The organism is Paenalcaligenes sp. Me52 (genome assembly GCF_050487965.1).
In the GTDB taxonomy this organism is placed as follows: domain Bacteria; phylum Pseudomonadota; class Gammaproteobacteria; order Burkholderiales; family Burkholderiaceae_B; genus Paenalcaligenes.
On sequence record NZ_JBKQFO010000001.1, the window covers coordinates 1,858,758 to 1,876,610 of the forward strand.

Sequence of the window (17,853 nt, forward strand, 5' to 3'; positions counted from 1 at the left end):
GTTCTATTTATGGCACGTATTACTGTTGAAGATTGTCTGGATAAAATCCCCAATCGTTTTAACCTGACTCTTGCTGCTGCTTACCGCGCACGTGAACTGGCCCAAGGCCACGAAGCTCGCGTAGACAGCCGTAACAAGCCTACCGTTACTGCGCTGCGTGAAGTTGCTGCCGGTACAACTGGCGTAGAAATGTTGCGTAAAGTACCCACCTGATAAGCAATGATCTAGCGAGGAAGTTTTATGGCATTTACAGGTTTACGTGGCGCTTCATCCGGCCTGTTGGCCGTGCTTAAAAAAGGCTCCCGTCTTGGGCGCAGGAATAAAGATGTAGTTACGGTTCCTACGCTAAAACCTGCTAAAGCTCCCATCGCTTCACTCGCTCCGCTGAACAAGATCATCAGCACCTACCTTGACCCCAAGGACGTAGAACGTGTACGTGAAGCCTATAAACTGGCTGACAACGCTCACTTGGGGCAATTTCGCACTAGCGGCGAACCTTACATCACTCACCCTATAGCAGTTACTGAAATCTGCGCTGGCTGGAAGCTAGACGCCGATTCACTAATGGCTGCTTTGCTGCATGACGTCATTGAAGACCAAGATGTCACTAAGCAAGAATTAGCGGAAAAATTCGGCACTGACGTTGCTGAAATCGTGGATGGGGTTTCCAAGCTAGAGCGTTTGCAATTCCAGACCAAAAGCCAGCAACAAGCCGAAAGCTTCAGAAAAATGCTTTTGGCTATGTCCAAAGATGTTCGGGTCATCCTGATCAAACTGGCCGACCGTCTGCACAACATGCGCACACTGGATGCTGTTAGCCCAGAAAAACGTCGCCGTGTTGCTCAAGAAACCTTAGAGATTTATGCTCCCATTGCTCATCGCTTGGGGCTAAATGCCTTGTTTCGCGAGTTGCAAGACCGCTGCTTTAAAGCTATACACCCAAACCGCTACCAAGTGCTCCATAAGGCTTTGTTGGCTGCTCGTGGAAACAGACGAGAGGTGCTAAGCAAAATCACAGAGGCCGTCACGGTTGCCTTACCTGCTGCCGGCATAGAAGCCGAGGTAAGTGGCCGCGAAAAATCGCTGTACAGCATTTTCTGTAAGATGCAGGAACAGAAAAAGTCCTTTTCTGATGTGCTGGATATTTACGGTTTTCGTATAGTCGTGAACACCTTGCCTGAGTGTTATTTAGCACTTGGCACCCTGCACCAGTTGTACCGCCCTATTCCTGGTAAGTTCAAAGACTATATTGCCATTCCTAAGATCAATGGCTACCAATCTCTGCACACCACCTTGATTGGCCCTTATGGAACCCCTATAGAGTTCCAGTTCCGCACCCATGAAATGGATCACGTAGCGGAAGAAGGCGTGGCTTCGCACTGGTTGTATAAAGACGAAAACGTCACACTGAACGATCTACAAAAACGCACCCACCACTGGTTGCAGTCTTTGTTAGACATTCAAAGCCAAACTGGAGACTCCAGTGAATTTCTGGATCACGTTAAGGTGGATCTGTTCCCCGACGCGGTCTATGTATATACCCCTCGCGGCAAAATTATCTCGTTGCCACGTGGTGCTACACCTATTGATTTTGCATACAGCATCCATACCGACATCGGTAACCAAGCTGTGGCCGCCAAAATCAACGGCGAGTTTGTTGCGCTACGCACCGAGATGAAGAGTGGTGACTCGGTTGAGATTGTCACCTCACCTGCCGCTAGACCTAGCATCCAATGGCTGAACTACGTACGCACCGGTCGCGCCCGTTCTGAGATTCGCCATTACTTGCGCACCGTAAAATACGAAGAGTCTGTTGCCTTCGGTAAGCGTCTGCTGAAACAAGCGTTTGAAAGCATTCACATTCCTTACCCTGACGACGACCACCCAGAATGGGAAAAACTGGCCAAGAGCTCTGGCGCGGCTTCGCGTGAAGAAATTTTGGCAGATATTGGTTTAGGTAAACGTTTGGCAGCCGTAGTGGCTCGCCGATTTGCGCCTGAACATGCGATTCTGGCCACGACTGCCGCGCAAGTGGATGACTACACCTCTAGTGGCGCTGCACCCATTGTGATTCATGGCAACGAAGGTCAAGCAGTACAGTTGGCTCCATGTTGCGGCCCGCTTCCTGGCGATGCCATTATTGGCGGTATTCGTATGGGTCACGGCCTAGTCGTGCACATGGCGGAATGTCAGGTTGCACAACGTCAGCAAATAAAAGAGCCTGAGCGCTGGATTCCAGTGGTATGGGATACCAATACAGCACGCCACTTGAACACCAAGTTAGACGTTACTGTACTGAATGAGCGTGGCGTATTGGGCCGACTAGCCGCCACCATTAACGATGCAGACTCTAACATTCTGCACCTAACCATGCCTGACGAAGGTGCAGCCACAAACCTGCTACACCTTACCGTACAGGTAGATAGCCGTACTCACTTAGCCAGAGTGATTCGCGCTATACGCCAGATTCCGCAAGTACAGAAAATCGTACGCGTGAAAGGCGCAAACTCGTAATTGCATTCATCACCGCCTTGTATTCTACAAGGCGGTTTTCATTTCTACCCTACTACCGCAGTACAAGCAGCATACGCTAGCACACCCATGATGGTACCGGCGGCAATGCTGTTCCTAAACAGTTTGCGGCCTAACCATACCCCCAGCAATCCGCACAAGCCCGGCAGCAAGCTACGTATAGGTGCGTCGGGGGCTACTTCAGCAATGAGCGATACTGTTAATAGCGACACAATGGCCGCAGGACCTATTGCTGCAAGCATTTGATGCAATACCCTACGCCCTTGTCCTGAACGCCGCTGACCATGCAACCGTAATGGCACGTAACGTATTAATAGCGTACCCAAGCCACCCAACACTGCCACAAGAATAAAATCAGTTGTGCTCATGTTTAGCTCCAACCAAGACGGCCACACATCCGGTGAACATACCTACAATGATGGCCATATACACAGGCACCACAAGTAAACTTAGCCCGGCTCCAAGCGCGGCCGCCCACAACACCGGGCGAGGTACTGCATCGGCAATTTCTAGCAGCAACGTAAAGAACAAAGCCGGCAAAACAAAACCCAAACTTTTATCCAACACTTCCCAACGCCCTAGCCAATCTGCACCAAACAATGCACCAATGGCTGTACCGCCCACCCATGACAAGTAGGCTCCCAACTGCAAGCCTAAATACCAATCTTCTTTATCGCTATCTGGCTGTTTAGCCAACCGCCCCACTGCTGTAGCAAATACCTCATCCGTTAGGCCTGCTCCCCACAACAGCGTAGGACGTTTAGGCTGACAAGGCTGGGCGGCATTCAATAGCGCAGGCCCATAAAATAAGTGCCGTAAGTTCATCAGCCACACCACTGCCACCACGGTAAGAAACCACGCTTGCTGCGAAATTAAACTTACCAGTACGAATTGACTAGCTCCGGCATAAACCAGTACCGAAAACATGATGGCGGCCCATGCTGGTACATCTGCAGCCACAGCCGCCAAACCAAACGAGATCGCAACAGGCACATAGCCAACCGCTATGGATAGGCTATCTTTCAAGCCTCTACATAACGCTTTACTCATGGCTTAGCAATAAAGATCTGAGGATCTACGCGCGCATTATTTAAACTAACGTTCCAATGCAAGTGCGGGCCAGTCGCACGGCCAGTCGCCCCTACCTTGGCAAAAGATGAACCACGAGCGACTTCATCACCAGGTTGCACCATAATTTCGGACAGGTGGCAGTACATGGTAATCAAACCTTGTCCATGGTCTAGGAACACCGTCTTGCCATTAAAAAAGTAATCACCCACTAGTATCACTTTGCCATTAGCAGGTGCACGCACTAGCGTGCCACTGGCTGCAGCGATATCCAAACCAGAGTGTGGGTTGCGCTCTTCGCCATTAAAGAATCTACGTAAACCAAAAGGACTGCTGAACCGCCCTTGTACTGGTAAGTCGAAAATCACGTTACTAGGGTAACGATCACTAAACTGCTGATACGCATCTATCTGTTCGTTATATTCACGCTCGTAACGAGCTAACTGCTCGGCGCTAGGGTTCACATGCGAATTATTTTTCAGCTTAATATGCTGTTCGCGGTACTGCTTATGACCCACGTTGAAACCCAAGCTTTGCCCCTGATCCGTTACCACCTCATGCGGGCCTTGTGAGGTTTTAAGATCCAACCCCACGATAGCAATCCATTGCTCGTTACTATCACGAACCACCAATACAGGTTTGCCTTCATAACTAGCCTTAGGCGCTGCCTCCTGGTTACCCAGCGCCAATACTGCCACCCCACCTGGTACAGCATTATGCAACTGTCGCTGTATATAGCCTGTCTCTTGCGCCATCGCTGCACCCGCCCAGAATGCGCAGCCCACCATCATCAGTTTTACGTATTTTTTTATCATTGCGTCACATATTAAAAAGCCCCACCTAACTGCTCAGATGGGGCTATTTACATCATAGATGAAAATTACTGCTCTTCTTCGTCACTGCTTTGCAAAGCCTCTTGCACTGCAGGCTGTTCCGCCACTTTCAACTCAGTGCGTAGAGCCGTCATTGCAGCTTGCTCTTCAGCATTAGCTAGCAATGCACGCATTTGCTGCTGCATGAAGTCTTTCAGCGCTGGGTCCAGATCAGCAACGCTTTCACCTGTTACTTTGATCACACTGTAACCGGTATCTGTATTGACGCCAGCGTAGCCAGGCAGTGTCGTGATATCGGCAGACATCGCTGCGTTCACAACCACTTCAGGCAAACCAGCGTTATTCAGGCGGTTAATGGAGCGCTCCCAACCGAATGTAGCATCAGCCACTTCTTGGCCTACTTTCAGGCTAGCCAGTGCTTTTTCGCCAGCGTCTTTCACTTGCTGACGAGCTTTCTCTACAGCCAAACGTTCAACGATGGCATCTTTCACCTGAGCCAATGCTGGTACAGAAGACTCGTGAATTTCTTCAGCACGAACTGCCACGATGTTGTCAGCAGCTACTTCAATCACACCAGCGTTTTGGCGCTGTGACAACGATTGCGGGCTAAACAAAGCACGACGCACGCGAGGATCATTCAACAACTCAGCATCCGCCGAGTTCTGAGCGGAACCTTCGCCAATAATGACGGCATCCAACAAACCTTCGCGAGATACACCCTTAGCCTGACGAATAGTCAGGCCCAACGCATCTGCAGTAGCTTGCAAGGACTCTGGACTTTCATACACCAAGCTTGTCAGCTGTGTTGCCATATCAGCAAATCGTTGTGCTGCCAGTTGCTGGCGGATTTCCTGATCAAGCTGCGTTGCCAGTTCTTCTAAAGGCTGCACCGCCTCTTCTTCGTAGGCATTAGCTTTAAAGATGTGGTAACCGTCTACACTTTGTACGGCTGGCGATACATCACCAGTACGCAAAGCAAAAATTGCGGTTTCCATCTCTGGCAATGCACCACGGCTAATCCAGCTTAAGTTACCGCCGTTACGCGCTGTACCTTTATCGTCGGAGTTCTGCTGTGCCAAAGCAGCAAAGTCTGCTCCGTCTTGTTTAGCTTCTGCAGCGATTTTCTCAGCACGCTCACGTGCAGCATTGCGCTCTTCTTCTGAGGCATCCGATTTCACGGCAATCAAGATATGGCTCAGGTTGATACGCTCTGCACGGCCAAAACGAGATTTGTTCTGGTCGTAATAGTTCTGCACATCTTCAGCAGAAGGCGCTGGTACGCTTTTGCGTGCTGCGTCTTCATCCAGAACCAAGTACGACACATCTACATACTGAGGCAAACGCAATGCATCTTGGTTTTTCTCGTACCATGCTTGTACTTCTTCATCAGTAATAGACTCTGGCTTCACATAGTCAGCGACTTCGAAATTCAGCAGCTCAACTTTGCGAGTTGTAGTCAGGGCTTTATCTACCAGGTTTGCAACAGATGCAGGCAGCTCAGCTGTTTGAGCGACAGGGCCCAATACGCGGCCCAAGGTCAGATCGGCACGCTGAGACTGCTCAAACGCACGCAGGGAAATGCCAGATGTGCTTAACAATGTGTTGTAGCGCTCAGGCGAGAACACACCATTTACTTGGAAGTCAGGAATAGCAGCAATAGCTTGGCGCAGAACACCATCCGATACACTCAACCCTTCTTTGGTGGCTATTTCTACCAAGACATTACGGTTCACCATAGCGTCTAACAACTTGCGACGCGCTTCAGGTGAATCCACCGCAGCTAAGTCAAAGGCACTGCCTTGCTCTTGCTGCATGTTTTGTAGCTGTACACGACGAGCTTGATCAAACTCTTCAACAGTAAGCGCTGTATCCCCAATTTTCACCAATTCGGTGTCATTAGAGGTATAGCTGCTGTAACCACTCACCCCGATCAGCACAAAAGAAGGCAGAACCAGGATCAGCAAAACCACCTGCATCAAACGTTGATGCGTTCGGAAAAAATTGAACATTAAACACCTATTCTTGCGTGTTTAGAACAGCACAACGGCCTAATCTATGATCAAAACCAAAGACCGGACTGCTGGCCAGAGAATAAAATAATCCCCTATTCTACTGAACTTTTGGTCTGCTTTCATTGCTGAATCGCCTCTAGCCTGCATAAACCTTTAAAATCATAGATTGGTCTACGCCTTATTACCTAGAAATGCGGTATAAAACTCTTCTAGCACAAGCACTTAGCTTTCTGAAGCGTTAAATGCTACCCTCACCTTCTATTTCATCGATTAACCGCTTACTTCCATCGGATAGTACTTTGTTCAGCTATAGACACGCTTTTCACGCCGCCAATCACGCAGATGTACTGAAGCATGTGATTTACACACGCATTCTGGACTATTACCTGCAAAAGGAAACCGGCTTTACCGTTATCGATACACACGCCGGCGCCGGACTTTACGATCTGGAGCATGAATGGTCACAGCAAAGCGGTGAGTGTGTAGATGGTTTGGATAGAGTTATTGAGGCCGAAAACGTGCCTGAGATGGTGGAAGGCTATTTGGATGCGATTGCCGAGTTAAACCCTGATGGTTTAGCCCGCTACTATCCTGGTTCACCATGGCTAGCCGTTAGCAAACTTCGTAAGCAAGACAGCTTTCACGGTTTTGAACTACACCCTAACGAATACCCTTTGCTGCAACACAACCTTCAATTAATACGCACACCAGCAAAACGTCGCGTGCACGTACATGCTGAAGATGGTTTTAAAGAAGTGTTGCGTTTGATGCCACCTCATACACGTCGCGGCATTGTGATTATCGACCCATCGTATGAGGCAAAAACCGATTACAAAAAGGTCTTTGATAGCCTCACGGAAATACTGAAACGCTTTGCGCAATGCTGCATTGTCATTTGGTATCCCATTGTTCAGCGCGAAGAAGTGCGCAGTCTGCAACGTCGCTTAGAACAGCTGAAAGTGGAATGGCTACACGCATCACTAACCGTGAAAGCACCACAAAAGGACGGCTTTGGTTTACATGGCAGTGGTATGTTTGTGATCAACCCACCTTGGGTGCTGACTAAAGAGCTACCATCCACCATGAAATGGTTGGCTAAAACCTTGGCACAAGATAAAGATGCCTCGTTTACTTTCCGCCACCAAGCCGCTAAACCTGTGCGTCGCACTACACAAAACGAATACGAATAACGTTTTACCAGTTCATGCGGGGCATCATTGATGCTCTGCTGCCAACATGGCTTTGAACCCTATCTACGCTAGACATCAGGCCTAATACAAAAAATGGGGTGTAACAACACCCCATGCAATACAACTCGGCAGCGTATACACATCTCTGTGCTGACAAGAATTCAGATTAATAGAACTTCTCACCGGGGCGCAGGTAGCGCCATTTGCCTGGAGGCAAATCACCCAGTACAACGCGTCCCATACGTACACGCTTCAGGCCTACAACTTTCAGCCCCACCATCTCACACATACGGCGAATCTGACGTTTTTTACCCTCACGCAGCACAAAATGCAGCTGATCGTCGTTTTGCCAGCGCACTTCTGCAGGCAGCAAGGGCTTGCCATCCAAGCTTAAGCCGTGACGCAACATAGCCAAATTACGGTCATCCAGCTTGCCACTCACACGCACTAGATATTCTTTATCTATAGGTGAGTCTTCACCAATCAGTTGTCTGGCGATACGACCATCCTGAGTCAGTACCAACAAGCCTTGCGAATCAATATCCAAACGACCTGCCGGCGCCAAACCACGCAAGTGCGCAGGGCTAAATTTACCTTGCCCTGAGACACCTGGCTTGTACTGTGTACTGGCCTGAATCAACGACACCGCGTTCCTATACCCTTTTTCTGCCTGACCGGAGACAATACCTACCGGTTTATGCAAAATAATGGTTACACGCTCTGTTTGACGTTGTTGAGCGGTTTTATCCAGTACAATTTTGTCGTTTGGTGATGCTTTTTGTCCCAATACCGCAACGCGGCCGTTAACCTTTACCCAGCCACGCTCTATAAAAGCATCGGCTTCCCGGCGCGAACAAAGGCCGCGCTCTGCCATGAGTTTTGAAATTCTGATCTGTTCCATAGTTTTGCTATTTTAAGCGTTGTTTGCGTAATTCCCTATGAAATTCTGTCCGCCTGCTGAGAACTCCTGGACATCCCAATTGCCCTCCGACTTGGCTCCCTTGCCTGCCTTCTGGCTAGATAAGCCCGGCGCTTTGACAGCGTCGCTGCGTAACCTAGGTCAGCTCACGCTGGCCGTACAAGCCGAACGTGCTACTACGCTGCATGAAGAGGAAAGCTGGATGTTGGATCAACCACAAGCGTGGGTGAGAGAAATTGTCATGAGTTTGGATGAACAGCCCATGGTCTGCGCGCGCAGCTTCTGTACTGTAGCAGCCTCTGACGACCAGTGGGGCAGCATTAAGAATCTAGGTACTAAACCACTGGCCGATATTCTATACAACGATCCAGAAGTTAGCCGCTCTAACTTCTGCTATCGCTTAAATACCGAAACAGATAGTGCACTTGCACCTTTAGCGCAACACACCTTTCACACTCAAGCCCTACAACCGCTGTATGCGCGATGCTCACGTTTTATGAGACAAAATCAGGCTTTGATTGTGATTGAGTGCTTTCATCCCGAGTTTTGGACGCGTTACCCCAACAGCCAGCTTCTAGCTTAAAAAGATAAATTACGTTAAGTTCTTTGTATATTCCTCGTAACAATTAATTTTACTAACAAAGTACTTAACGCATGAACTCCTCACTTACAGGCAACGGGCGTCGTAACGCCCTAGTGCTGTCCGGACTGCAAGCTCTTGGAGGTGCCAACCCTGCCGTTGTTGTGGCTCTGGGGGGGTTGGTGGGCTCGCAGCTGGCACCTTCTACTGAGATGGCAACACTGCCTGTCAGCTTGTTTAACATTGGGCTGGCGTTAGGTGTGCTACCCGCTGCTTTTGTCATGCGTCAAAAAGGCCGCCGATTCGGGTATGTATTAGGCAGCTTGTTAGGTGCTTCTGGCGGCATGATTGCCTTCTACGGCATCGCCATCGGCTCGTTCCTGCTATTTTGTCTGGGTACTATTCTGGCTGGGCTGTACGCCTCCTACGTGCAGAGCTACCGCTTTGCAGCGGCTGACTCTGTAGAAGGCCCTCTCAAGCCTAAAGCCATCTCTTGGGTCATGATTGGGGGGTTGGTAGCTGCCGTACTGGCGACCCAAGTCATCCTTCATACCAGCGAAATTATCCCTAGCCTCCCCTTTGGTGGCACATTCATCGCTCAGGCTATACTGGCCCTGTGCGCTCTTCCGTTAATTGCATTTTTGCGCAATGACCCTGCTGTCACACACAGCACGCCAGCGGCACAGGCCAATGCTTCTCACGGGCGCCCTCTGTTAGAGATCATCAAACAACCCAAATTCATCGTGGCAGTAATTGCTGGTACCAGTTCATACAGCTTGATGAGCTTCATGATGACCGCCTCCCCTTTGGCGATGGTGGGCTGCGGCCATAGCATGCGCGACTCTACTCTAGGTATTCAGTGGCATATTCTGGCCATGTTTGGCCCTAGCTTCTTCACGGGTACGCTCATTCGTCGTTTCGGCAAAATTGCCGTCACGCTCAGCGGCCTGCTCTTGATTGCTTTGGCTAGCGTAGTCGCCCTAGGCGGCTTATCAGTAGAGCACTTCTGGATCAGCCTAATTCTACTGGGCTTGGGTTGGAATTTTGGCTTTATTGGTGCCACCGCTATGGTCACCGACTGCTACCGCAACGAAGAACGTAACCGCGTACAAGCCTTTAACGACTTCTTAGTGTTTGGCTCGGTCGCGATTTCATCATTTTCTTCGGGCCAATTACTGGTCACGCATGGCTGGGATGGCATCAACACCTGGACCTTCCCTATCGTAGGGGTGGTAGTGATTGCATTGATGTGGCTGTGGTTTCATGAGCGCAGCCAAGCTGGCGTAGCGGCAGACTAAGCGCCTACCGCTGCGGCCTTTAGATCATGGGTAAATAACCCGGATGAGGTTGCAGCGGAAACGCTGCATCAATATTGGCGATATCGTCTTGGCTAAGGGTTAAATCCAGCGCGCCAGCATTATCCAACACATGCCGCATCGTAGATGCCTTAGGAATCGCAAATACGTCTGGCCTACGACATAAAAACGCTAATGCCACCTGACGCGCACTGGCATCGTACTGCTGGCCTATCTGCACTAACAACTGGCCTTCTGCACTGTTTTCCAATGGAAACTGGTCATGCCCAAACGGGCTATAGGCTACAACTTTGATACCGTGAGCAGCGCACCAACCTATAAGCTCGTGCTCAATGGTGCGCTCTTCTAAATGGTAGAGCACTTGATTACAGGCGATTTTGCCTGCGCCAGTGATGGCATACAGCTCTACCAGGTCATTCACATCGAAGTTACTAACGCCCCAGCTACGGATTTTACCGGACTGCTGTAGTTGCTCCATCGCTGCAACGGTTTCTTCCAGCGGGACTTGCCCACGCCAATGCAACAAGTAGCTATCCAAGTAGTCGGTTTGCAAACGCCGCAAACTGCGTTCACAGGCAGCAATAGTGTCGTCGTATCCGGCATTAAACGGCAGCACCTTAGACACTAGAAATGCTTCGTCTCTACGATCACGTAACGCCTCGCCCAACAGGGTTTCAGCATCGCCATCACCGTACATTTCTGCGGTATCTATGTGGGTCAACCCGGCATCTAGACCTGTTTGTACGGCACGAATGGCTTGCGCTCTATCGGCTGCATTATCTAAATACCAAGAACCCTGCCCAATTCTAGAGAACGTAGAATTATCCAGTGAAAAATACGACTGCACCCTGTACTCCTTAGATCGCTGCTGCTCCGGCTTCGCCAGTACGTATACGCACGACTTGCTCTACGTTGGTAACGAAGATTTTGCCGTCACCAATTTTTCCGGTACGAGCGGCTTTGATAATGGCTTCGATCACAGCATCACAGCGGTCTGCTGGCACCACAATATCAATACGGATTTTAGGTAAAAAATCCACTACATACTCGGAGCCACGGTACAGCTCGGTATGCCCTTTTTGTCTGCCAAAGCCTTTCACCTCGGTAACCGTCAGCCCGTTTACATCCAGCTCGCCTAGAGCCTCACGCACTTCATCCAATTTGAAAGGCTTAATAATTGCGGTAATTTGTTTCATCTATATAACCAAAGCGATAACTCTGAAAATTGCCACCCGCTACATCTTAACTGTCCAACGCACTACCTGCACGTTTTTCGGTGTCTGAACGCTCTGCCTGCAACACCTCTTTAAGGTTTGCTCCCTGCGCAAAGGCTTCACGCATGTCTACGCCAGACGGCGACTGGTACAAGCGCAGACCCATTTCAGGCAAGATAGACAAGAAGTGGTCAAACACATCGCCCTGAATACGCTCGTAATTTACCCACGCTGTATCATCGGTAAAGCAGTAGATTTCGACGGGCACACCTTCGCTGCTGGGTTCCATCATGCGCACCATCATCAACATCTGATGATGAATACCTTTCTTGTGCTTCAAGTACTGCATGGCATACGCCCTGAAAGTACCAATGTTGGTCAAGCGACGGCGATTAATCACATCACGCCCTTCCGCTTTTAATTGTCTATTGCTTTCTTCTAGTTCTAACTGCTTTTCCACCAAATACTCGTCCAGCAGCGAAAACCTACGCAATCCTTCTACCTCTTCATCATTCAGGAAACGGATGGTAGAAGCATCAATGCTCAACGTACGTTTGATACGACGACCACCCGACTCAAACATATGACGCCAGTTTTTGTAGCTTTCAGAAAACAGCTTGTATGTCGGTACGCTGGTCACGGTTTTATCGAAGTTCTCTACTTTTACCGTGTGCAAAGAAATATCAATCACCGTACCGTCTGCATTGGCCTGCGGCATGCTGATCCAGTCGCCGATACGCAACAGGTCGTTGCTACTAATTTGCGCGCTGGCCACCATGGACAGCAACGTATCCTTAAACACCAACAGCAGTACGGCTGAGATCGCCCCCAGACCAGACAGCATCAGGATAGGTGATTTATCCAGCAGAATGGAAACCCCTACCACCGTACCTAGCGCCCACATAATGCTGCGTGCGACTTCGATGTAGCCCTTAATCGAAGCGCGGCCAGAACGAGTGCTTTCTTCGTAGATATCTTGAGTCGCTGACAACGCAGCACTCAAACAGCGCAAGGCATAAAAACATGACAGCGTCAGCACAATACGTTGCAAGACCTCGGTGACGGTCTCACTCATGGGCATTAACTGCAGATTTAGGGCCAAGAACAACAGTGCCACCATGTGGCTGAGATAGGCCGCCACACGACGTTTGCGCAATGGCTCCTGCCACGACCCTTTACGTATTGCTTGCAAGGCTCTGCCAACAATAACGGCCATCCCTGCACGCACACCCCAGCTTATAATACTGTAGAGCACGATCAACAGTAGCAGCCCTGCCAGAACTCGCATCCAAACCTCTGGCAAATACTGCGTTAATAAACTTTGATCTACCCATTCGTCTAACATAATCATGTATACCTTATTTCTATAATCTTGTCGGACGCCAGAGCGCGTTGATCGTCAAACTTGCCATCACGTCCTAAATAACCGTTTAATATAGCCTATTGACCTGGCTACACGTAAGCCTGGCTGACCTACAAAAGCAATCAATTATGTCTGATAACTCTTCATCTTCCATGCAAAACCAATTCGCGAACAAAGCCCAAGCCTGGTCGGCGCGCTTTACAGAACCAGTGTCTGATCTCGTCAAGCGCTACACGGCTTCCGTCAATTTCGACAAACGTTTGGCTGCCTTTGATATTCAAGGCTCCTTGGCTCACGCCACTATGCTGGCCACGGTTGGTGTTATCAGCAAAGACGACCTGCAAGCGATTGAGCGCGGCATGGCACAAATTCTGGGCGAAATCGAACAACAGCAGTTTGAATGGTCCATCGACCTAGAAGACGTGCACCTGAACATCGAAAAGCGCTTAGTAGAAATCATCGGTGATGCCGGTAAACGCCTGCACACAGGCCGTTCACGTAACGACCAAGTTGCCACCGATATTCGCCTATGGCTGCGCGCAGAAATCGACACTGCAATTACACTGCTGCAACAGTTGCGTAAAGGTTTGGCTACCTTGGCGCTCAAACATGCAGACACTATTCTACCCGGCTTCACCCACCTGCAAGTGGCTCAGCCTGTGACCTTCGGTCACCACTTGTTGGCTTACGCTGAAATGTTTGGTCGTGATGCCGAGCGCTTGGCTGACTGCCGCAAGCGTGTAAACCGCCTACCTTTGGGTGCTGCCGCCTTGGCTGGTACTAGCTACCCTATAGACCGCGAGCAAGTTGCCAGCCTGTTGGCCTTTGATGGCGTGTGCCGCAACTCTCTGGATGCAGTCTCTGACCGCGATTTCGCCATCGAATTCTGCGCTGCCGCTGCACTGGTCATGACTCACATCTCGCGCTTCTCCGAAGAGTTAGTGCTATGGGTTAGCCCACGCGTAGGCTTCATCGACATTGCTGACCGCTTCTGCACAGGTAGCTCCATCATGCCTCAGAAGAAAAACCCAGACGTGCCTGAGTTGGCTCGTGGTAAAACAGGCCGCGTAACCGGTCACCTGATGGCTTTGTTAACCTTGATGAAAGGCCAGCCTTTGGCTTACAACAAAGACAACCAAGAAGACAAAGAAGGTCTGTTTGACTCCGCTGATACCATTCGCGACACACTGACTATTTTTGTAGACATGGTTGATGGCATTCGCGTTCACCCAGAAGCCATGCGTGCTGCTGCACTGCAAGGCTTTGCCACAGCCACTGACTTGGCTGACTACTTGGTGAAAAAAGGCCTGCCTTTCCGTGATGCACACGAAACCGTGGCATTGGCTGTACGTAAATGCGAAGAAAAAGGCTGCGACTTAGCTGACCTGAGCTTGGACGAGCTTAAAGCTTTCCACGCCAGCATTGAAGAAGACATCTACGGTGTACTGACTCTGGAAGGTTCTGTGGCTTCGCGTAACCACATCGGTGGCACAGCCCCCGAACGTGTACGCTTTGAAGCAGAGCGCATTCTGGCTGAATAAGTAGCATAGACAGCGTTGATAAAGGGGTAGAACAGTGATGTTCTACCCCTTTTTGTATGGCTCACCCTCATACTACCAATCCTAGATAGGCGGCAGGTGATAGATATCCTAAAGGTACGGTGGCCACAGTTACTGCTAGAGGATTATGCAAAAAAGGCCATGCATCCACGCATGGCCAAATCGCTACGATGACTCTGTTATCTTACGAATACCGACTGCGCAAAACCGGAGTTGGCACGCTTTCTTTTTGCTGCTTAGACTTCTTAATAGACCACGCACTGTACGCCGATACCAGCCCAGCAAACACCACATAACCTGCCACGTACCAAGGCTGTCCATCGTTGGCATGCAACAGCGCAGTAGCAATCATAGGTGTAATGCCCGAGGCAAAAATACCCGAGAATTGGTACACAAACGAGATACCGGTATAACGCACATCCGTATCAAATAACTCGCAAAACAAGGCTGCCTCGGGACCATAAACTGATGCGTACAGAATGCCGAAAGGAATGATGATAGACAGCCACACCACCAAGGTATTGTCTGAGTGCGCCGTCATAAAATACAAGGCGGGTACAGCAGAGAACCCAGTGATGATTGAACCCCAGAAATAGGTTTTAGTGCGCCCTACTTTGTCCGATAACGCCCCAAAGAAAGGGATAGAAAAGCACATAATGAACGATGCGATCAACACCCCGGTTAAAGCGGTGGTTCTGTCCATGTTCAGATCGTTGCTTAGGTAACTAATACTAAACACACCAAAGATATTAAACAGCACACCATCTATATAACGCGCACCCATCCCCCTAATAATATTGCCGGGGTACTGCTTAATCATGCTCACAAAAGGCTGCTTATTTTCTGCGTTACTGGCTTTGAGCTTCTCAAACTCAGGGCTTTCTTTAATAGCTACCCGTATATACAGCCCAAGAAAGACCAATAATGCCGATAACAAAAAGGCCACGCGCCAACCCCATGTATAGAAATCCTCTGGTGTGAGTACAGCCGTGAGTATGGCGACCACACCCGAGGCCAAACATAAGCCTAGGGCCAAGCCCACTTGTGGCCATGAAGCATAAAGTCCGCGCTTCTCTTTTGGAGCGTATTCATAGGCCATCAATACAGCACCACCCCACTCCCCACCTAAGCCTATACCTTGCAAAATACGGCATAGCAGCAAAAGAATAGGTGCCCAAACGCCTATGCTGTCATAGGAAGGAATCAACCCTATGGCGACGGTGGAGGCCCCCATCAAGACCAACGTAGCGATCAGTGCACCTTTGCGACTTACTCTATCGCCGATGTGGCCGAAAATTACGCCCCCTAAAGGCCGTGCTACAAAACCTATAGCAAAAGTGGTGTACGCCAGCATGGTGCCAATAAAGGCATCATCACTGGGAAAATACAGTTTGTTAAATACCAGTCCAGCAATCACACCGTATAAAAAGAAGTCATACCACTCTATGGTGGCTCCTATGACTGAGGCTCGTATGACTCTGGACACTTCTTGTTTATGCGTCGTACTCATTGCTTGTCTCCTCATTTCTGAGTTAGGTGAGCGCTACATTTTTTGATTGTGTTTTTTGATGTTGAAGAATCATGTCTGCCGCTTTTTCAGCAATCATGACTACTGGCACATTGGTATTTCCGGATACCAAGGTAGGCATGATGGAAGCATCGACTACCCGTAGGCCCTCCACGCCATAGACGCGTAATTGCTCATCCACCACTGCCATTTCGTCGCTTTCCACTCCCATCTTTGCTGTGCCTGCCGGATGGAAAATCGTGGCACCGTAATTGCGACAAAACTCTAAAATTTCCTCATCGCTTTGCTGATCCAAGCCCGGCCTATACTCCTTCACCAACAAATCTGCTAAAGGTTGCGTGCTCGCGATACGTCGGGCTAAGCGAATAGATGCTACCGCCGTACGCCGATCTAAATCGGTACTCAAATAATTGGGCTGTATCGCCATAGGCTGAGCGGGATTTGTGCTTTGCAGATGCATATAACCCCGCGACTCTGGTCTTAGCTGACACACGGAAATCGTGCAGCCAGAAAACTCATGTACTTGTCCGCCCGCTTGGTCGGCAGATAGCGTTCCAAAGTGAAATTGCACATCGGGAGTCTTAGCCTCTTCGGGCAAGGCATAGGCAAATGCACCCCCTTGATTAATGCCTATAGCCAACGGGCCTGAGCGCGTAAATAACCACTGCAACCCAATTTTGCTTTTGCTCCAGACCGTTCGCAGTTGGTCATTATTGGTGATGGGCTTCGCGACCTCATAAATCAAGCGCAACTGCAAGTGATCTTGAAGGTTCTGGCCCACACCTGGTGCGTGTTGTTGCACAGGAATACCCATTGCTTGCAGGTGATCTGCAGGCCCTATACCGGAAAGCATCAAGACCTGAGGGCTTTGAATAGCCCCTGCACTCAAAATCACTTCGTGATTAGCACGAATAACAAACGGCTCTCCACCTTTGTTACTCAGCTCTATACCCACCACTTTTTTATTCTTGAACAACACACGATGCACTAAATGCTCAGTTTTGATTGTGAGATTCATGCGTTGTCGAGCAGGATTCAAATACGCGACTGCTGTAGATTGGCGCAACCCATTTTTGGTAGTGAGCTGGTAGTAGCCCACGCCATGCTGATTACCCGTATTGAAGTCTTTGATGTAGGGAATATGCTCTTTTTGCGCTGCATGGATAAACGCGTCAACGAGCTCATGCTTGGCAGGAATAGACGTTGCACTCAGTGGCCCATGTTTGCCGCGTGTATCGGCTTCTGGTAAATCATTGGATTCCAGTTTGCGAAAATACGGTAGGCAGTCTTCCCAACTCCAGCCTTCATTGCCTAAGGCACCCCAACGGTCATAATCCTCTTTTTGACCACGGATGTAGATCAGTCCATTGATGGAACTACTTCCGCCTAGTGTTTTACCTCTGGGCCAATAAAACTGGCGCTGGTTCATGTGCGGATCGGCTTGCGTTTCAAAGCCCCAGTTCAATTTTTTGTTGAACATGGTTTTGCCGTAGCCAATAGGAATATGGATCCATATATTCTTATCGGCCGGACCTGCCTCTATCAAACATACAGAGTATTTACCGTTTTCCGTGAGTCTATTTGCCAAGACACAACCCGCAGACCCTGCACCCACAATGATGTAGTCATAAGTTTCCTGCACGTTCAACTCCTCGCTGTTTTTGTTCTAAACAATGTAGGGAGTTGTGTACCTAATCGGCATAGGGTTTTCGCTTGAAAAACCATTTTCGGAACTTACA

At 49.5% G+C, this 17,853-nt stretch carries 16 protein-coding genes; 6 read left to right on the plus strand and 10 right to left on the minus strand.

What is annotated here, in order from left to right:
- Positions 1-9: 9 nt before the first annotated feature.
- Positions 10-213 (plus strand): DNA-directed RNA polymerase subunit omega, encoded by a 204-nt coding sequence (gene rpoZ, locus ACLO87_RS08740; protein WP_135861495.1) that lies wholly within the window; start codon positions 10-12, stop codon positions 211-213.
- A 27-nt stretch (positions 214-240) separates the two neighbouring features.
- Positions 241-2,514, plus strand: coding sequence for a RelA/SpoT family protein (locus ACLO87_RS08745; protein WP_135861496.1), 2,274 nt, complete (start codon positions 241-243; stop codon positions 2,512-2,514).
- Between the two features lie 44 nt (positions 2,515-2,558).
- Here ACLO87_RS08745 and ACLO87_RS08750 read toward each other — a convergent pair whose 3' ends face one another.
- The 4 genes from ACLO87_RS08750 to ACLO87_RS08765 all read right to left on the minus strand — a co-directional run bounded on the left by ACLO87_RS08750 (position 2,559) and on the right by ACLO87_RS08765 (position 6,442).
- Positions 2,559-2,900: an AzlD domain-containing protein gene (locus tag ACLO87_RS08750; RefSeq protein ID WP_430223414.1), complete on the minus strand. Its 342-nt coding sequence runs from the start codon at positions 2,898-2,900 to the stop codon at positions 2,559-2,561.
- Entirely contained in the window at positions 2,887-3,582 is a 696-nt protein-coding gene (locus ACLO87_RS08755; protein ID WP_135861497.1) for an AzlC family ABC transporter permease, read from the minus strand. The genes ACLO87_RS08750 and ACLO87_RS08755 overlap by 14 nt, the downstream gene beginning before the upstream one ends.
- Positions 3,579-4,391 carry a peptidoglycan DD-metalloendopeptidase family protein gene (locus tag ACLO87_RS08760; RefSeq protein WP_430223743.1) on the minus strand — a complete coding sequence of 271 codons (813 nt, stop codon included), beginning with the start codon at positions 4,389-4,391 and terminating at the stop codon, positions 3,579-3,581. Before ACLO87_RS08760 ends, ACLO87_RS08755 begins: the two co-directional genes overlap by 4 nt.
- An 89-nt stretch (positions 4,392-4,480) precedes the next feature.
- A complete protein-coding gene (locus ACLO87_RS08765) occupies positions 4,481-6,442 on the minus strand; it encodes a SurA N-terminal domain-containing protein (RefSeq protein WP_430223415.1) in 1,962 nt (653 codons plus the stop codon).
- A gap of 245 nt (positions 6,443-6,687) precedes the next feature.
- On the opposite strand from ACLO87_RS08765, the gene ACLO87_RS08770 reads away from it, so the two are divergent.
- On the plus strand, positions 6,688-7,635 hold the full coding sequence (locus tag ACLO87_RS08770; RefSeq protein ID WP_430223416.1) for a 23S rRNA (adenine(2030)-N(6))-methyltransferase RlmJ: 948 nt from the start codon (positions 6,688-6,690) through the stop codon (positions 7,633-7,635).
- Positions 7,636-7,801: 166 nt separating this feature from the next.
- Here ACLO87_RS08770 and ACLO87_RS08775 read toward each other — a convergent pair whose 3' ends face one another.
- Positions 7,802-8,536 (minus strand): pseudouridine synthase, encoded by a 735-nt coding sequence (locus ACLO87_RS08775; protein WP_135861501.1) that lies wholly within the window; start codon positions 8,534-8,536, stop codon positions 7,802-7,804.
- Between the two features lie 37 nt (positions 8,537-8,573).
- Between ACLO87_RS08775 and ACLO87_RS08780 the strand changes: the two genes are divergently transcribed.
- Positions 8,574-9,137: a chorismate--pyruvate lyase family protein gene (locus tag ACLO87_RS08780; protein WP_135861502.1), complete on the plus strand. Its 564-nt coding sequence runs from the start codon at positions 8,574-8,576 to the stop codon at positions 9,135-9,137.
- Between the two features lie 71 nt (positions 9,138-9,208).
- The gene (locus ACLO87_RS08785) at positions 9,209-10,432 is read left to right on the plus strand and encodes an MFS transporter (protein ID WP_135861503.1); all 1,224 of its coding nucleotides are present in this window, start codon (positions 9,209-9,211) and stop codon (positions 10,430-10,432) included.
- 19 nt (positions 10,433-10,451) lie between these two features.
- Here ACLO87_RS08785 and ACLO87_RS08790 read toward each other — a convergent pair whose 3' ends face one another.
- Genes ACLO87_RS08790 through ACLO87_RS08800 form a run of 3 tightly spaced genes read right to left on the minus strand, consistent with a single transcriptional unit; the run spans position 10,452 to position 13,009 of the window.
- Complete coding sequence (locus ACLO87_RS08790; protein ID WP_430223417.1) at positions 10,452-11,297, minus strand: aldo/keto reductase; 846 nt, start codon at positions 11,295-11,297, stop codon at positions 10,452-10,454.
- Between the two features lie 10 nt (positions 11,298-11,307).
- The gene (locus ACLO87_RS08795; protein ID WP_135861505.1) at positions 11,308-11,646 is read right to left on the minus strand and encodes a P-II family nitrogen regulator; all 339 of its coding nucleotides are present in this window, start codon (positions 11,644-11,646) and stop codon (positions 11,308-11,310) included.
- Positions 11,647-11,692: 46 nt separating this feature from the next.
- Positions 11,693-13,009: a mechanosensitive ion channel family protein gene (locus tag ACLO87_RS08800; RefSeq protein ID WP_430223418.1), complete on the minus strand. Its 1,317-nt coding sequence runs from the start codon at positions 13,007-13,009 to the stop codon at positions 11,693-11,695.
- A 146-nt stretch (positions 13,010-13,155) separates the two neighbouring features.
- Between ACLO87_RS08800 and argH the strand changes: the two genes are divergently transcribed.
- Positions 13,156-14,568, plus strand: a complete 1,413-nt coding sequence (argH, locus tag ACLO87_RS08805) for an argininosuccinate lyase (RefSeq protein WP_430223419.1) — start codon at positions 13,156-13,158, stop codon at positions 14,566-14,568.
- A 202-nt stretch (positions 14,569-14,770) separates the two neighbouring features.
- Here the strand turns inward: argH and ACLO87_RS08810 are convergent, their stop codons facing one another.
- Together ACLO87_RS08810 and ACLO87_RS08815 are read right to left on the minus strand one after the other, a co-directional pair.
- Positions 14,771-16,096: an MFS transporter gene (locus tag ACLO87_RS08810; RefSeq protein ID WP_135861508.1), complete on the minus strand. Its 1,326-nt coding sequence runs from the start codon at positions 16,094-16,096 to the stop codon at positions 14,771-14,773.
- Positions 16,097-16,118: 22 nt separating this feature from the next.
- A complete protein-coding gene (locus ACLO87_RS08815; protein ID WP_430223420.1) occupies positions 16,119-17,756 on the minus strand; it encodes a GMC family oxidoreductase in 1,638 nt (545 codons plus the stop codon).
- Between the last annotated feature and the right edge of the window lie 97 nt (positions 17,757-17,853).

Bases quoted from the DNA above. Each gene is read 5' to 3' on its own strand.
- rpoZ (WP_135861495.1), top strand. From the start codon at position 10: ATGGCACGTATTACTGTTGAAGATTGTCTGGATAAAATCCCCAATCGT.
- ACLO87_RS08745 (WP_135861496.1), top strand. From the start codon at position 241: ATGGCATTTACAGGTTTACGTGGCGCTTCATCCGGCCTGTTGGCCGTG.
- ACLO87_RS08750 (WP_430223414.1), bottom strand. From the start codon at position 2,900: ATGAGCACAACTGATTTTATTCTTGTGGCAGTGTTGGGTGGCTTGGGT.
- ACLO87_RS08755 (WP_135861497.1), bottom strand. From the start codon at position 3,582: ATGAGTAAAGCGTTATGTAGAGGCTTGAAAGATAGCCTATCCATAGCG.
- ACLO87_RS08760 (WP_430223743.1), bottom strand. From the start codon at position 4,391: ATGATGGTGGGCTGCGCATTCTGGGCGGGTGCAGCGATGGCGCAAGAG.
- ACLO87_RS08765 (WP_430223415.1), bottom strand. From the start codon at position 6,442: ATGTTCAATTTTTTCCGAACGCATCAACGTTTGATGCAGGTGGTTTTG.
- ACLO87_RS08770 (WP_430223416.1), top strand. From the start codon at position 6,688: ATGCTACCCTCACCTTCTATTTCATCGATTAACCGCTTACTTCCATCG.
- ACLO87_RS08775 (WP_135861501.1), bottom strand. From the start codon at position 8,536: ATGGAACAGATCAGAATTTCAAAACTCATGGCAGAGCGCGGCCTTTGT.
- ACLO87_RS08780 (WP_135861502.1), top strand. From the start codon at position 8,574: ATGAAATTCTGTCCGCCTGCTGAGAACTCCTGGACATCCCAATTGCCC.
- ACLO87_RS08785 (WP_135861503.1), top strand. From the start codon at position 9,209: ATGAACTCCTCACTTACAGGCAACGGGCGTCGTAACGCCCTAGTGCTG.
- ACLO87_RS08795 (WP_135861505.1), bottom strand. From the start codon at position 11,646: ATGAAACAAATTACCGCAATTATTAAGCCTTTCAAATTGGATGAAGTG.
- ACLO87_RS08800 (WP_430223418.1), bottom strand. From the start codon at position 13,009: ATGTTAGACGAATGGGTAGATCAAAGTTTATTAACGCAGTATTTGCCA.
- argH (WP_430223419.1), top strand. From the start codon at position 13,156: ATGTCTGATAACTCTTCATCTTCCATGCAAAACCAATTCGCGAACAAA.
- ACLO87_RS08810 (WP_135861508.1), bottom strand. From the start codon at position 16,096: ATGAGTACGACGCATAAACAAGAAGTGTCCAGAGTCATACGAGCCTCA.